The 14,447-nt window shown below is 72.3% G+C and carries 14 protein-coding genes; 12 read left to right on the top strand and 2 right to left on the bottom strand.

Annotated features, from left to right (window positions below):
* Nucleotides 1–77 precede the first annotated feature (77 nt).
* The 11 genes from ACFV20_RS33955 (at nt 78) to ACFV20_RS34005 (ending at nt 11,019) form a co-directional block, all read left to right on the top strand.
* The gene (locus ACFV20_RS33955) at nt 78–2,777 is read left to right on the top strand and encodes a LuxR C-terminal-related transcriptional regulator (protein ID WP_385664181.1); all 2,700 of its coding nucleotides are present in this window, start codon (nt 78–80) and stop codon (nt 2,775–2,777) included.
* A 162-nt stretch (nt 2,778–2,939) separates the two neighbouring features.
* The gene (locus ACFV20_RS33960) at nt 2,940–4,568 is read left to right on the top strand and encodes an MFS transporter (RefSeq protein WP_385664184.1); all 1,629 of its coding nucleotides are present in this window, start codon (nt 2,940–2,942) and stop codon (nt 4,566–4,568) included.
* 20 nt (nt 4,569–4,588) lie between these two features.
* The gene (locus ACFV20_RS33965; protein ID WP_385664187.1) at nt 4,589–5,113 is read left to right on the top strand and encodes a hypothetical protein; all 525 of its coding nucleotides are present in this window, start codon (nt 4,589–4,591) and stop codon (nt 5,111–5,113) included.
* Nucleotides 5,114–5,234: 121 nt separating this feature from the next.
* Nucleotides 5,235–5,432 carry a hypothetical protein gene (locus ACFV20_RS33970; protein WP_175437358.1) on the top strand — a complete coding sequence of 66 codons (198 nt, stop codon included), beginning with the start codon at nt 5,235–5,237 and terminating at the stop codon, nt 5,430–5,432.
* 261 nt (nt 5,433–5,693) lie between these two features.
* On the top strand, nt 5,694–6,356 hold the full coding sequence (locus ACFV20_RS33975; RefSeq protein WP_385664190.1) for an HdeD family acid-resistance protein: 663 nt from the start codon (nt 5,694–5,696) through the stop codon (nt 6,354–6,356).
* Nucleotides 6,357–6,482: 126 nt separating this feature from the next.
* The gene (locus tag ACFV20_RS33980) at nt 6,483–7,829 is read left to right on the top strand and encodes a hypothetical protein (RefSeq protein WP_385664193.1); all 1,347 of its coding nucleotides are present in this window, start codon (nt 6,483–6,485) and stop codon (nt 7,827–7,829) included.
* Nucleotides 7,830–7,832: 3 nt separating this feature from the next.
* Nucleotides 7,833–8,765: a ribonuclease BN gene (locus tag ACFV20_RS33985; RefSeq protein WP_385664196.1), complete on the top strand. Its 933-nt coding sequence runs from the start codon at nt 7,833–7,835 to the stop codon at nt 8,763–8,765.
* Complete coding sequence (locus ACFV20_RS33990) at nt 8,762–9,229, top strand: SHOCT domain-containing protein (protein ID WP_385664199.1); 468 nt, start codon at nt 8,762–8,764, stop codon at nt 9,227–9,229. Before ACFV20_RS33985 ends, ACFV20_RS33990 begins: the two co-directional genes overlap by 4 nt.
* Nucleotides 9,230–9,362: 133 nt before the next feature.
* Nucleotides 9,363–10,004 (top strand): carbonic anhydrase, encoded by a 642-nt coding sequence (locus tag ACFV20_RS33995; RefSeq protein WP_385664201.1) that lies wholly within the window; start codon nt 9,363–9,365, stop codon nt 10,002–10,004.
* Between the two features lie 122 nt (nt 10,005–10,126).
* Nucleotides 10,127–10,696: a dihydrofolate reductase family protein gene (locus ACFV20_RS34000; RefSeq protein WP_385664204.1), complete on the top strand. Its 570-nt coding sequence runs from the start codon at nt 10,127–10,129 to the stop codon at nt 10,694–10,696.
* Between the two features lie 134 nt (nt 10,697–10,830).
* On the top strand, nt 10,831–11,019 hold the full coding sequence (locus ACFV20_RS34005; RefSeq protein ID WP_385664207.1) for a hypothetical protein: 189 nt from the start codon (nt 10,831–10,833) through the stop codon (nt 11,017–11,019).
* A gap of 124 nt (nt 11,020–11,143) precedes the next feature.
* On the opposite strand, the gene ACFV20_RS34010 is transcribed toward ACFV20_RS34005, so the two are convergent.
* A complete protein-coding gene (locus ACFV20_RS34010) occupies nt 11,144–12,967 on the bottom strand; it encodes a thiamine pyrophosphate-requiring protein (RefSeq protein WP_385664210.1) in 1,824 nt (607 codons plus the stop codon).
* Between the two features lie 195 nt (nt 12,968–13,162).
* On the opposite strand from ACFV20_RS34010, the gene ACFV20_RS34015 reads away from it, so the two are divergent.
* A complete protein-coding gene (locus tag ACFV20_RS34015; RefSeq protein WP_385664212.1) occupies nt 13,163–13,840 on the top strand; it encodes a 2-phosphosulfolactate phosphatase in 678 nt (225 codons plus the stop codon).
* Here ACFV20_RS34015 and ACFV20_RS34020 read toward each other — a convergent pair.
* A complete protein-coding gene (locus ACFV20_RS34020) occupies nt 13,818–14,336 on the bottom strand; it encodes a hypothetical protein (RefSeq protein ID WP_385664215.1) in 519 nt (172 codons plus the stop codon). The two genes, ACFV20_RS34015 and ACFV20_RS34020, sit on opposite strands and share 23 nt — an antisense overlap.
* Between the last annotated feature and the right edge of the window lie 111 nt (nt 14,337–14,447).

The raw sequence follows: 14,447 nt of genomic DNA on the forward strand, positions 1-14,447 counted from the left end.
GCCGTGCGGCTGGGAGGCAAGGCTGGGATCCTGAGGATGAAGCGCTGCCCATGACGTGGCCCTGACCGACAGGGGTGATGAGCGCCGTGGCGGAAATCCATGAGAACGTCCAAGGACCGGCGGTTCACCTCGTTCCGGCACTGTCGCGCACGGACCCCCTGGGGGATCCGTTTCTGCGCACCCGGTTCGCCCTTCCCGCGCGACCCCGCACCTTCCTGCGTCGTCAGCGGCTCGTCGACCACCTCGGCCAGGCCCTGAGGACTCCACTGACTCTGCTCAACGGGCCCGCCGGAGCCGGCAAGACGCTGCTGGCTGCGGACTGGGCCTCGGGGCTGGACCGTCCGGTGGCCTGGCTCACCTGCGACATGGGCGACTGCCGTCCCGGGGTGTTCTGGGCCTACGTGCTGCAGGCTCTGCGGGCCTGTGGCGCACCGGCGTCCGAAGCCGTCGGGGCACCCGTGGACGCCACCGGTGTGGATCACAGGCTCCTGTCGGCACTGGCGGGCGATCTGAACGGCCGTGAGCGGCCGGTCGTCCTCGTGCTCGACGAGTACGACCGGGTGACCGGTACGGCGGTCGCCGAGCAGCTGGAGTTCGTCCTGCACCACGCGGGCCCGGGTCTGCACCTCGTGCTCGTCACCCGCACCGAACCCCTGCTCCCCTTGCACCGCTACCGTGCTGCCGGCGACCTGACCGAGATCCGCTCCGCCGAGCTGGCCTTCACCCCGGAAGAGGCCGCCACCCTGCTGGAACGGCACGGTCTGAGCCTCCCGGTGCAGGCAGCACGGAACCTGGTCGACCGCACACAGGGCTGGGCGGCCGGCCTGAGCCTGTCCGCCCTTGCGGCCCGGGAGAGTTCCGACCCCGAGCTGTATCTGAAGGAGTTCGAAGCGGACCGCAGCACCATCGCGGACTTCCTGCTGGCCGAGGTCCTCAAGAGGCAGACACCGCAGACACAGGACCTCCTGCTGCGGGTCAGCGTCCTGGAGCGCTTCTGTCCCGATCTGGCCGACGCGCTGACCGACCGTGCCGACGCCGAGCCCCTCCTCGCCGGGCTGCACCGGGAGAACGCGTTCGTCGAGCGTCTCGGACACTCCTGGTACCAGCTGCATCCGCTGTTCAGGGAGATACTGCGGGCGCACCTGCGTGTCCGCCGGCCCGGACTGGAGCCGGAACTGCACCGGCGGGCCGCGGTATGGCTGCACCGGCACGGTTTCCTGTCGGAGACCCTCGCCCACGGCGCGGCCGCGGGAGACTGGGACCTCACCGCACGTGCCCTCGTGGACGATCTCGCGATCGGGCTGCTCTTCACGGGCCCGGACTCGGAGAACCTGGCGCGGTTGTTCTCCCCCATGGGGACCGAGGCGAGGAGCCCGGCCACCAGTCTCGTGCGCGCCGCCCGCGACCTGTCCCGGCACGACCTCGATCACGGCCTGGCCGGCCTGCGCCACGCCGAGGAGCAACTCGCGCACGAGGGGGACGACGCTCACGGCGCGGCGGCCGCCCGGCTGAGCTGTGCGCTGCTGGAGGCCCTGGCCGCCCGCCTGAACGGCTCTCCGCCGGAGGTCGAGAAGGCCGCCGAATCGGCCGCGGAGCTGAGGCAGGAGGTTCCGGTCCACCTGCTGGACAAGCATCCGGAACTGACCGCCCTGCTGATGACCCACGTCGGTTCCACGCTCCTGTGGGCCGGGCGCTACGAGGACGCGCGTGCCGTCCTGACCGGTGTGGCCGGCGCTCCCGGCGGGTCCTCGACCGCGCTGCCCCGGGAGGAGGCGCTCGGGCATCTGGCCCTGCTCGACTACATGAACGGCTGGCCCGGCCGGGCCGAGCGCAAGGCACTGGCCGCGCTGTCCGAGGCGGACCGGCCGGGCGCACCGCGGACGTCCGGATCCGGAATCGGGCGGCTGGTGCTGGCCGCCGTCGCGGTGGACCGCAATGAACTGGGCCGGGCGCAGACCCTGATCGACGAGGCCGCCGAGCCCCCCTCCGGGACGCCGGATCCGGTGCTGGCGGCGGGTCGCGCCCTTGCCGCGACGCGCCTGTTGATGGCCCGGGGGAAGGCACGAGCCGCTGTCGAGGCGGCGGATCCGGCCGTCCCCGCCGCCGTGGCCTCCCCGTGGGCGCGGAGCAACGAAGCGCTCGTCACCTCGGCCGCCCATCTGGCCGAGGGGCGGCCGGACGAGGCCGCCGAGGTGCTGCGGGCCGTGGCCGGTGGCCAGCCCGTGTACGCCGTGGAGGCCGCGGCGATCCAGCTCGCCGCCCGGCGCCCCGGGGCGGCCTTCGATCTGCTCGACAGCGTGCACGCCGAGGGCCGCACCGGCCCGGCGGTGACGGTGCGGGCAGCGCTGGTGCGGGCCCGGGCCGCCGCCGCGGCCGGCGACGCGGCGACAGCCCGCAAGCTCGTGGCACAGGCGCTGCTCGACGCCCGCCGGGAGCGGCTGCGACGTCCGTTCCTGGATGCCGGAGCGTGGATACGGCCGCTGCTCGCCACGGCTCAGCTGCACGATCTGGCGGCGGGCTGGCTGACACCCCCCGCCCAGGGTGAGGGGACCCGGCAGCAGCAGCCGCCCGCACCGCTCGTGGCGGTGGAGCTGAGCGCGCGGGAGCGCGACGTCCTGGACCGGGTGGCCCGGATGATGTCGACGGAGGAGATCGCCGCCGATCTCTGCCTGTCGGTGAACACGGTGAAGACCCACCTGAAGAGCGTCTACCGGAAACTGGCCGTGAACCGGCGAGGCGAGGCGGTACGCCGGGCACGCGAACTCCGGATGCTCTGAGCCCCTCGGATCACGCGCGCCGCCCCGGGCCCGAACTTCCCCCGTCGTGGGTGAGGCGCACGGCGCGCACATCGGGTGCGATGAGGAGAGCCGGCGACGTGTTCGCCGGCGCATGCCGGACACTGCCCCGGTGTACCGGTCCGACGCGGCGAGGTGGACACCGTGAAGCGCTGGCGGGCTCTGATCGTGCTGGGCGCGGCCCAGTTCCTGATGGTCCTCGACACCTCCGTGATGAACGTGTCCATCAGTCAGCTGGTCGAGGACTTCGACACGGAGGTCACCGCCATCCAGGCGGTCATCACCCTGTACGCGCTGGTCATGGCAGCGTTCATGCTCATCGGCGGCAGGCTCGGGGACATCGTGGGACGTCGCCGCATGTTCCTGCTCGGGATGGGCGTCTACGGCGTGGGCTCGGCTCTGACGGCGGTGTCCCCCACTCTGTGGGTCCTCATGCTGGGCTGGTCGGTGATCGAAGGACTCGGCGCCGCCATGGTGCTGCCGGCCATGGCGGCCCTCGTCGCGGAGGCGTACCGCGGACGCGACCGGGCCATCGCCTACGCGGTCATCGGCGGGCTCGCCGGGGCGGGCATCGCGGTCGGCCCGCTGCTGGGCGGATGGGTGACCACGTATCTGACCTGGCGTCTGGTCTTCGCCGGCGAGGTCGTGGTCGTCGTGGCCGTGCTGCTGTGCCGCCGGGTGATCGCGACGCCCCCCACGAGCGGACGGCGCCCCCGGCTGGACGTGGTCGGCGCGGTCCTGTCCGCGGCCGGACTCGGGCTGGGCGTCCTCGGCGTGCTGCAGAGCAGCACCTGGGGATGGGTACAGCCCCGCAACCCGCCCTTCACCGTGCTCGGCTTCGCCCCGACCCTGTTCGTCGTCGGGGCCGGGGTCGCCGTCCTGGCCGTCTTCCGCTGGTGGGAACGGAGGCGGGAGCACGAGAGCGCCGATCCACTCGTGCACCTGGCCCTGCTGCGCAGACCCGTGCTGCGGTCGGGCCTGCTGACGCTGCTCAGCCAGAACCTCATCCTGCTGGGGCTGTTCTTCACCATTCCGCTGTACTTGCAGGTGGTTCAGGGGTTCGACGCCTTCGAGACAGGTCTGCGTCTGCTCCCGGTGTCCGCCACCATGCTGGTGACCTCCCTGTGCGCGTCCTCGCTGGGGCGTGTGGTGGGACCGCGCCGGGTGGTCCGGGTGGCCCTGGCGACCCTGCTGGCGGCCATCGTGTGGCTGCTGGCCACGATCGACCCGGCCATCGACGACGGGCAGTTCGCCGGCGCCATGGCCCTGCTCGGCGTCGGGGTCGGGCTGCTCGCCTCGCAGCTGGGCAACGTCGTGCAGTCCGGGGTGGGCGAGGAGGAACGCAGCGAGGCGGGAGGGCTGCAGTTCACGGCACAGAATCTGGGCTCCGCGCTGGGCACCGCGCTCATCGGATCCCTGCTCATCGGCGCGCTGGCCCATGCCTTCACCACGCGGGTGGAGGACAACGCACAGCTGTCCGAGGAGACCCGTACGCAGGTCGGCGTCGCCCTGGAGGCCGGGATCACGTTCGTCCCCACCGATCAGGTGCGTTCCGCGGCCGAGCGTGCCGGGCTGCCGCCGTCCGAGGTCGACGCCGTCACCGAGTCCTACGCCGACGCGCAGTTGCAGGGTCTGAAGGCGGCGATCCTGGCCACCGGCGGCGTGGCGCTGGCCAGTTTCCTCGTCACCCCGCACCTTCCGGCCGCCCGCGGCAGCCGTCCGCGCGAGCAGGACGCCGAGGCCACGGCCGGCGCGGCCGGACCGGCCCACTGAGTCCATAGGAGCCGACGTTCATGTCCAGGACAACCGCCACCCGGTCCGACCGCAGCAGACGACGTGCCGAGCGCCGGGCCGGCGCGGACTACACCGGTGGCGTCTACGGTTCGATGCTGGCGTCGTCCGTGGTGATCGGCGCCGGCTCCCTGGGCCGGTTCCCCCGGGCCGAGCTGGTGGTGCTGCTGCTGCTCACCGGCGTGGCGTTCTGGATCGCGCACGTGCACGCCCAGTTGTTCGGGGCACGTCTGGCGCAGCAGGCCCCGGACCGGCGTCTGGTCCTGCAGGTGTGCCGTGACGAGTGGCCCATCGTCAAGGCCGCGGTCCCGCCGGCCGTGGCGGTGGCGGTCAGCCCGCTCCTGGGACTGGACGTGCAAGGTGCTCTCTGGCTGGCTCTGTGCGTCGCCGTCGTGGGCCAGATCGGCTGGTCGGTGGCGGCGGCCCGCCGTGCCGGTGCCACGCCCCGGCTCATGGCCGTCACCGCGTCGGTCAATCTGTTCCTCGGCCTGCTCATCATCGCTTTCAAGATCGTGCTGAAGCACTGATCCCGGCGTCCGTCACCCGGCGGGTCACCTGCTCCGGGTGAGGTCCGGGACCGCACGGAGGCGCACGATGGCGGAAAGGGCGCCGTCCGCCTGTCCCGGACATCCGTGGGAGGACAAGCTCGTGCGCTATGAGATCCGCGTCGAGGGGCACCTGTCGGAAACGCTGGCGAAGGCCTTTCCGGAGCTGGGCCATGTGGTGATGGCCGGCCAGACCGTCCTGTTCGGCCCCGTCGTGGACGAAGCGCACCTGTACGGGCTGCTGGCGCGCTGCCAGTCACTGGGACTGCGTGTCGTCGAGATGCGGCCGGTGCCGGAGTGACGTGAGCGGCCCGCGTGCCGTCTCAGCTTCCCTGGCGTGCCGCGTGGCATCAACTCAACTGGACCGGAACCTTGCTGACACTCCGTCGGGAGTTCGCACGACCTGCGGACGCCTGCTGCGGCATCGGCAGCTCACCCCTGACGGGTGACCCCGGCGGAGGGTGTCACACGGGATTCTGGAGCCGGCAGAGCTGCGCACCGGCCCTGCCGCACCCTCGGCATCGCAGCGGTCCCGAGACGACCGACCACGCGAGGAGGAGCCATGAGCATGTCGCGTGGTCCGACCCCGTTCCCCGGGCGGGAGCACCGGCCCGACGGGGCGGTCCCCCTGCCGGCGTCCGGCACCGCGTACGGGCTGGCGCGACTGGGCCGTTCCTGGACCTGGCTGCTGGGCTCGGCCGTCGCGACCCTGGTGCCGGGCGTGCTCGTCCTGGCGTGGCCGGAGGCGACCCTGCACGTCCTGGCCGTCCTCATCGGGCTGTACCTGCTGGTGAGTGGAGCGTTCCGGCTGGTGTCCGTCTTCGGCCGTGAGGAGCACGGTGAACGGCTGCCGGGGCTGCTCCTGGCCGTGGTGTACGTCCTGGCCGGGGTGTTGTGCCTGCGCGACCCACTGCAGACGATCACTGTGCTCTCGCTGGTCACCGGCGTCGTCTGGCTGGTGTCCGGGATCCTCACGCTGTACACGGCGGTCGTCGCCGAGAACCTGCCGCACCGCGGTGTCGTCCTGGCTGCCGCGATGCTGGGCATCGTCGCGGGCATCGTGGTGCTCGCCCTGCCCACGGAGTCCGCCCGGGCTCTGACCCGGCTGCTCGGCCTGTGGCTCGTGCTGCTCGGGCTGGCCGAGACGGCGGTCGCTCTCGCGTGGCGGGCCGCGCTCCGCAAGACCCTCACGGCGGATCCGCACCCCCCTGCCGGGGCCGCCTGAGACATGCCGCCGACGCGCTGCGGGAACCACGGCCCGCACCGCACCCCACAGCCGTCCGCCCGAGCGGCGACGAGCGCAGCGCGCCCGGGTGGGACGCCTGTGGAGCCACGCGGAAAGGGCACACCCATGAACTCCGCCGCCACCCCGGAGCCGCCGCACCCCGGCGGGGCCCCGAACGCGCAACACGTCATGACCGCCGAGGAGCGAGCGGAGTACGAGCGGCTGCGCCGCCACGCGGCGGTACGCCACCGGCGGACGCGCCGGGCCGGCTCCTCGGTCCTCCTCCTGCTGACCCTGGTGCTCGCGCCGCCGGCCGTCGTCGCGGCATGGATCCAGGACACGGTCTCCGACACCGACAGGTACGTGGCGACCGTCGCGCCGCTGGCCTCCGAGCCACCCGTGCAGGACGTCCTGATCAACCGGCTCACGGACCGGGTCGTGGAGAACGTCGACGTCAGGGCGGTCACGGACTCGCTCGTGCGGACCCTGCAGGACGCGGGGGCGCCGCCCCGGGTCATCGCGGGTGCCGAGTCCCTGGAGGCGCCGCTGCGCAACGCCGTCCGGACCGTCGTGGACCGCACCGTCACCCGCGTGATCACCAGCGATGCCTTCCAGCAGGTGTGGGAGGGCGCGAACCGGCGCTCCCACGCCGCCGTGGTGAACATGCTCACCGGTGACCGCGAGGGTGCCGTGGAGGCCGTGAACGGCACCGTCCAGCTGGATGTGGGAGCAGTCGTCGACCAGGTGCGGCAGCGGCTCGTCGACGCGGGCTTCGAGAAGGCCGCCGCCATCCCGGACACGGACCGGACGGTCACCCTGTTCGAGACCGAGCAGCTGGGCAAGGCGCAGGACGCGATGCGGCTGCTGGACATCGTCGGCACATGGCTGCCGGTCCTCACCGTCGTACTGGCCGCGCTCGCCGTGTGGACCGCCCCCGCACGCCGGGTCATGCTGATGATCACCGCCACGGGTGTCGGCGTGATGATGGCGGGGCTGCTCGTCGTGCTGGCCCTGGTCCGACGCGTCTATCTGGACTCCGTCCCGCCGCAGGCGCTGCCCTCCGAGGCGGCCGCGGCCGTCTACGACACCTTCGTCCGTTTCCTGCATGACAGCACGCTCACCCTGCTGGTCGTGTCCGTGATCATCGCGCTGGTCGCCTACCTGTACGGTCCCGGGCGTCCGGCCCGTGGCGTCCGGACGGTGGTCGACCGGGGTACGACGGCCACCGGCAGGGCGATGGCGAACGCCGGCATGCGCACCGGTGCCGTGGGACGCCGACTGGCCGACCACCGGCGGTGGATCACCGGCGGGGTGCTGGCGGCCGCGGCTCTGGCACTGGTCCTCTGGAACCATCCGACCGTCGGAGCCGTGGCGCTCGTCGTCGGAGTGGCCCTGGCCGTGCTGCTCCTTCTGGCGGTCCTCGCGTCCGCCGCCCAACCGGCGGACCGGGCCGGGCAGCGGGCGGTTTCGTGAGTCATGACGGTGAAACCCGGACTCGGAGGCCCGACTCGCGGGCGCACGACCACGCGGGTCGCCGCGAGGCTGCGCTCCGGAGCCGCCACCCGGCTGCTGTCCCGCCTGTCCGCCCTCAACATCGTGGAGGGCTCGGTACGGCTGGCCGCCCAGGCCTTCATCACCGCGCTCCCCCTGCTGATGACCGTCGCGGCGTTCGCTCCCGGCTGGATGCAGGAGCTGCTGACCGACTCGCTGCGGGCGGTTCTGGGCATGCACGGCGACACGCTCGACGAGCTGCGCCGGGTCTTCTCCGCGACGGGCACGGCACGGAACACGGCCGGAGCCGTGAGCGCGGTGGTCACTCTGGTGTCGGCCACCGCGTTCAGCCGGGCCCTTCAGGCGGTGTTCGAGCGTTGCCGGCACCTGCCGCGGGCACGGTTCCGGGCCGCCTTCTGGCGCTGGCTCGTCTGGCTGGTGGTCTGGCTGGCCTACCTCCTGATTCAGGCACCGGTGCGCAAGGGGTTCGGCGCGGGCACCGTGACCGGGCTGGTGCTGTCCCTGATCTCGGCGACGCTGCTGTGGTGGTGGTCGCAGCATCTGCTGCTGGGCGGCCGGATCGGCTGGCGGAGCCTGCTGCCGGGGGCGCTGCTGGCCGCCACCGGCACGGTGCTGCTGAGTCTGGGCGCGCGCGTGCTGATGCCCTCGGTCATGGAGCGCAGCCTGCAGGAGTTCGGACCCCTCGGCCCGGTGTTCACCTTCCTCTCCTGGCTCATCGCCGTCTTCCTCGTGGCCGTCTCGGGCCTGGCGCTGGGCGAGTACGTCTCCTCCACCCCCTGGTACCGGACAGCCGCACGCTCACCCGCGCCGGGTGAGGCGGAGCGTCTTGTCCGGACCCAAGCTGAAGGCATCGGCCGCCGGGGGCCCGGCGAGCGTCGAGACGGAGGAGAGAGATGAGCGCGCAGACGTATCTGGCCTACGACTACCCCCTGTTGAGCGTCTTCTGGAGCATGCTCCTGTTCTTCCTGTGGATCATGTGGTTCATCCTGCTCTTCCGTGTGATCGTCGACATCTTCCGCGACGACGACCTGAGCGGCTGGGCGAAGACCGGCTGGCTGGTGCTCACCATCGTGCTGCCCTTCCTCGGCGTGTTCATCTACGTGATCGCCCGTGGCAAGAACATGGGACGCCGCGAGATGGCGCAGGCCCGAGCGCAGCAGGAGGCCTTCGACGAGCGCATCCGGCAGGCCGCGGGCACCGAGGGCCGGTCCAGCAGTGTCGACGAACTCGCCAAGCTGTCCGAGATCCGGGACAGTGGGGCCATCACGGACGACGAGTACCGCAGGGCGAAGGAACTCGTCCTGACGGGACACGCCCCTGCCGGGCAGTCGGGGTTCACCCCGCCCGCGTCGGGGCGTTGACGCCGGCGCCGGGCGGGGGGGGGGGGGGGGCGCGGGGGGGGGGGGGCGCGCCGGCCCGGGAGGGGGAGAGGAGAGCGGGGGCCGAGGGGGGCCCGCGCGGGCGGCGCCCCCCCACGGCCCGTAGGCTGCGATCATGACCGAGCTCCGCACTCCGACGCCCCGCGCCGCCCTCGACCTGCTGCTGGCCGGAAACCGGCGGTTCGTCGCGGGTACTCCCGAGCACCCCGCCCAGGACGACGCACGCCGTGCCGAGATCGCACCGTCCCAGAGGCCCTTCGCGGTGCTGTTCGGGTGTTCCGACTCCCGGGTGGCCGCCGAGATCGTCTTCGACCGTGGCCTGGGCGACCTGTTCGTGGTGCGCACGGCGGGCCACGTCGCGGGTGCGGAGGTGCTGGGCAGTATCGAGTACGGCGTGGGCCTGCTGGACTGTCCGCTGGTGGTGGTGCTGGGTCACGAGTCGTGCGGCGCGGTCGGTGCGGCGCGCGCCGCGGTGGAGGACGGCGTCCTGCCGACCGGGTACGTGCGGGACGTCGTCGAGCGGGTGACCCCCAGCGTGCTGGCGGCGCGGGCCGCCGGGCGGGTCGAGCCGGAGGAGATCCCCGCCGAGCACGTGCGCACCACCGTCGACCTGCTCCTGGACCGCTCGCGGGTGCTCGCCGAGAGGGTCGGCGCGGGCCGGACCGCGGTGGTGGGTCTGTACTACCACCTGACCGACGGCAACGCGCGGCTCGTGACGGCTCGCGGCTTGGACATGGAGGGCTCCGCCACGTCCTGACCGGGCGGCGGAGGCCGCCCGGCCTTGCGGAGGGGTCACGGGGAACGCGTGTCGCACGCACGGCACTGCCTCGGCGTGGCGGGACGTCGTACGGTCGAACCCCGTCAGCGAGGAGGACTGCGGTGCGCAGCGTGACCTATTCGATGAACGTGTCACTCGACGGCTACATCGTCGGACCGGACGGCGGCTTCAACTGGTCCGAGCCCGACGAGGAGGTCTTCCGATTCTGGATCGACGAGATCCGGGAGGTCGGCGTCCATCTGCTGGGGCGACGGCTGTACGAGACGATGCTGTACTGGGAGACCGCCGAACAGGATCAGTCGCTCGACGACGCGCAGCTCGAGTGGACCGCGCTGTGGAACCCGCTGCCGAAGGTGGTGTTCTCCAGGACGCTGTCGACGGTGCGGGGCAACGCCCGCCTGCTGTCGGGGGGCCTGGCGGACGAGATCGAACGCCTGCGGGCCGAACCGGCGGAGGGTGACATCGCGATCGGCGGTGCGACTCTCGCCGCCGAGGCGGCCGCGTCGGATCTGATCGACGAGTACCGGACCATGGTCTATCCCGTGCTGGTCGGCGGGGGCATCCCGTACTTCCCGCGGGACGAACGCAGGGTCGATCTCGAACTCGTCGAGTCCCGCACGTTCGGTTCCGGAGTCGTCTACCACCGGCACCGCGTGGTGCGCCGGGGCTGAGACGGCCGGGCCGAACCGCCCGTAGCCGCCCTCGCCTTCTGCCGCCCGGGTCACCCGAACAGCCGCGCCCGCGCTGTGCCGCGGCCGCGGATGCGTTGTGCTGTTCGGAGAGTCGTCCGTCCCATGGGGGAAGCATGTACGAGATGTGCACCGGCCTCGACGAACCCGGCACGACCTTCGTCTGGCACGTGAAGGCCAAGAACGGCACGGTGGCGCTCTGCGGCGTGCCCCTCGAACCGACCGCGACCGAGCCGGCGGAGACGGACCGTCACTGCCCGTCGTGCATGCTGTCGTTCGGCAGGCTCGTCGACCAGCGCGGCTAGGGGCCCGGTACATGGCCTCGTTCAGGCGCGGCACGTCGAAGACGCGGCAGCCGGCGACGACACCGGCGGGCAGGCCGTCGACGACCCGTGCCGCGGCCGCGGGGACGTAGCACCGCCGCGTCGGTCACCGCTCCTCTCCCGCGCCGGGTCGGTCCTCGCGGTGCCGGCTGCCGGGCAGCATCTCCTGGACCTTGGCCTTGAAGCCCTGACGGACCATCGCGGTGCGGTCGCTGTCGCCCTTGAGCACGGACGCCGCGGCGGCCTCGATCTGGTCGAGGGAGGCGTGCGGCGGGATGGGCGGCACGGCGGGGTCGGTGCGGAAGTCCAGCACGAAAGGCCGGTCGGCCGCCAGCGCCGCCTCCCACGCGCTCCGGACGTCCTGCGGCTTCTCCACCCGCATCCCGTTCAGCCCGAGCGAGCGCGCGAAGTCGGCGTAGGCGACGTCGGGCAGGGACTGGGAGGGCAGGAACTGCGGGGCGCCGGACATGGCGCGCATCTCCCAGGTGACCTGGTTGAGGTCCTGGTTGTTGAACACGGCCACCACCAGGCGCGGGTCCTCCCACTGCTGCCAGTACTTGGCGATGGTGATCAGCTCGGCGAGTCCGTTCATCTGCATCGCCCCGTCACCCACGAGGGCGATGGCGGGGCGGTCCCCGTGTGCGAACTTCGCCCCGATCACGTAGGGCACGCCGGGGCCCATCGTGGCGAGCGTGCCGGAGAGCGAGCCGCGCATGCCGCCACGCAGCCGCAGGTGGCGTGCGTACCAGTTGGCGGCGGAGCCGGAGTCCGCGGCCAGGATCACGTCGTCGGGCAGCAGGCCGTTCAGGGTGTGGGCCACGTACTCGGGGTTGATCGGGTCGGCGTCCACCGCGGCGCGCCGCTCCATGACCTCCCACCAGCGGGCGGTGTTCTTCTCGATCGTCTTGCGCCAGCCGTCGTTCCCGGCCTGCCGCAGGTGCGGCAGCAGCCGCCGCAGGGTCGCGCGGGCGTCACCGACGAGGTTGACCTCGAAGGGGTAGCGCAGGCCGACCATGTGCGGGTCGATGTCGATCTGGACGGCCCGCGCCTGACCGAACTCGGGCAGGAACTGCGTGTAGGGGAAGCTGGAACCGACGACCAGCAGGGTGTCGCAGTCCTGCATCAGCTCGTACGACGGGCGCGTGCCCAGGAGGCCGATCGCGCCGGTGACATAGGGGAGGTCGTCGTCGAGCGCGTCCTTGCCGAGGAGCGCCTTGGCCACGCCGGCGCCCAGCCGGTCGGCGACCTCCATGACCTCCTGGCGGGCCCCGCGAGCACCCTGTCCGATGAGGAGGGCGACCTTCTCTCCGGCGTTCAGCACCTCGGCGGCGCGCTCGACGTCGGCTTCGGCGGGCACCGGGGCGTACTGGGACATGCCCAGGCTGGAGGGCACCATCTTGAAGGCGTGTCCCGGAGCGGAGTAGTCGAGTTCCTGCACGTCGGCCGGGATGATGACGGCCGTCACGGAGCGGCGTGCCAGGGCGGTGCGCATGGCCCGGTCGAGCACGTTGGGCAGCTGCTCCGGCACGGTGACCATCTCGCAGTAGTCCGAGGCGACGTCCTTGTAGAGGCTCAGCAGGTCGACCTCCTGCTGGTAGGAGCCGCCCATCGCGCTGCGGTTGGTCTGCCCCACGATCGCGACGACGGGCACATGGTCGAGTTTGGCGTCGTACAGGCCGTTGAGGAGGTGGATGGCGCCGGGCCCGGAGGTCGCGGCGCACACGCCGACCCGGCCGGAGAACTTGGCGTAGCCGACGGCCTCGAAGGCGGACATCTCCTCGTGCCGGGACTGAACGAACTCGGGCATGTTGTCGGCCCGTCCCCAGGCGGCGAGCAGTCCGTTGATGCCGTCTCCGGGGTAGGCGAAGACGTGCTCGACCTCCCATGCACGCAGGCGCTGCAGGATGTGGTCGGAGACCTTCATCGACATGGTGCTGACCTTTCCGGTGGGGGTGCGGTGTCAGGTGGTACCGGGTGCCCGGCCAGGTCCCGCGCAGACGTCGTACGGCGCTGCGGGCGGCGGGGACGGCGGCTGTGGCGGTGAGGGCCGCGGGTGTCGCAGTCCTGCGTCAGCTCGTACGACGGGCGCGTGGGTGGACGGGCGGGCATACGCGATCATGGGCGGATGGATGCTCGTTTCGCCGGTATCGCCGACGTGACCGAAAGCCCGTCCGTAGCGGTGGTCGTCGACGTCATGCGCGCCTTCACGGTGGCCGCGTGGGCCTTCGGCCGGGGGGCGGAGCGGATCGTTCTCGCCGAGTCGCTGGACGATGCCCTGGCGCTCAAGGCCGCGCATCCGGACTGGGTGGCTCTCAAGGACGGCCCGCCCGCTCCGGGGTTCGACACCGTCAACTCCCCCGGTCTGCTGCGGTCCATGGACCTCGGCGGACGCACCGTCGTGCAGAAGACCACGGCGGGGACGGTCGGCGCCCTCGCGGTGAAGGAGGCTTCGCTGGTGTTGTGCGCCAGTTTCGCGGTGGCGGAGGCGACGGCCCGGCTCCTGCGGACACGCGGGAGCCGGAGCGTCACCTTCGTGGTCACCGGCGAAGGCGGGCGGGCCGCTGAAGACCTGGCGTGCGCCCAGTACATCGCACGAAGGGCCGCCGGGACGGGAGCGGACGCGGCGGAGTACCTCCGCCGGGCCCGTGCATCACGCGCGGCTGCCGAGTTGACGCAGGGGGTACGGCTGGGAACGCACCCCGATGACGTCGCCCTGTGTCTGGAGCTCGACCGGTTCCCCTTCGCCATGGTGGCGGCTGTGGAGGACGCGCTGATGGTCCTCAGTGCCCGGCCGCGGCCTTGACCAGGGCGACCGCCACACCGATCACCGCGTCCAGCAGTCCCGCCACCACCGCCCAGGCCACGCCGCCGCCCAGACGCAGTCCGCCCAGACAGCCCCACAGGAAGAGGGAGACGACCTCCACTCCCGCCGCTGCCAGCAGCGCGGTGTGCAGCGTGAGGACGTCCAGCGCGGCCAGGGCGATCAGCACACCCGGGCCCACGGCGCACGACAGCAGCGGACTGCTGACGTACAGCATGCGGCGCAACTCGTGGCCCGTCGCGAGACGGCCGTGGACCGTGCGGTGTGCCTGCTGGTCGGCGACGAGCGCCGCCAGCCACAGGCCCAGCGCGGTCGTGATGACGGTGGCGACGGCCCCGGGGGGACCCACTTCGCCCAGGGACAGACCGACCACCACCGCGATCATCGTGATGGTGGCGTAGATCCGCTCCTTCAGACGGTCCACCAGGACACCGGCGCCCTCGTCGGGCGGCTCCTCCGCTCGACGGTCGTCCACCACACGATGCCCCTTCACCCGCGGTCGGCACGGCCGTCGCGGTGCGCGTACGCCGGTCACCGCATCAGCATGCCTCCCGGGTGTGCGGGCGGGCCCCATCCACGCCGGGCAGGG

It is taken from the genome of Streptomyces sp. NPDC059696, from assembly GCF_042733745.1.
Classification (GTDB): domain Bacteria; phylum Actinomycetota; class Actinomycetes; order Streptomycetales; family Streptomycetaceae; genus Streptomyces.

Coding starts and splice junctions, on each gene's coding strand:
- ACFV20_RS33955 (WP_385664181.1), top strand. CDS start 78: ATGAGCGCCGTGGCGGAAATCCATGAGAACGTCCAAGGACCGGCGGTT.
- ACFV20_RS33965 (WP_385664187.1), top strand. CDS start 4,589: ATGTCCAGGACAACCGCCACCCGGTCCGACCGCAGCAGACGACGTGCC.
- ACFV20_RS33975 (WP_385664190.1), top strand. CDS start 5,694: ATGAGCATGTCGCGTGGTCCGACCCCGTTCCCCGGGCGGGAGCACCGG.
- ACFV20_RS33980 (WP_385664193.1), top strand. CDS start 6,483: ATGAACTCCGCCGCCACCCCGGAGCCGCCGCACCCCGGCGGGGCCCCG.
- ACFV20_RS33985 (WP_385664196.1), top strand. CDS start 7,833: ATGACGGTGAAACCCGGACTCGGAGGCCCGACTCGCGGGCGCACGACC.
- ACFV20_RS33990 (WP_385664199.1), top strand. CDS start 8,762: ATGAGCGCGCAGACGTATCTGGCCTACGACTACCCCCTGTTGAGCGTC.
- ACFV20_RS33995 (WP_385664201.1), top strand. CDS start 9,363: ATGACCGAGCTCCGCACTCCGACGCCCCGCGCCGCCCTCGACCTGCTG.
- ACFV20_RS34005 (WP_385664207.1), top strand. CDS start 10,831: ATGTACGAGATGTGCACCGGCCTCGACGAACCCGGCACGACCTTCGTC.
- ACFV20_RS34010 (WP_385664210.1), bottom strand. CDS start 12,967: ATGTCGATGAAGGTCTCCGACCACATCCTGCAGCGCCTGCGTGCATGG.
- ACFV20_RS34015 (WP_385664212.1), top strand. CDS start 13,163: ATGGATGCTCGTTTCGCCGGTATCGCCGACGTGACCGAAAGCCCGTCC.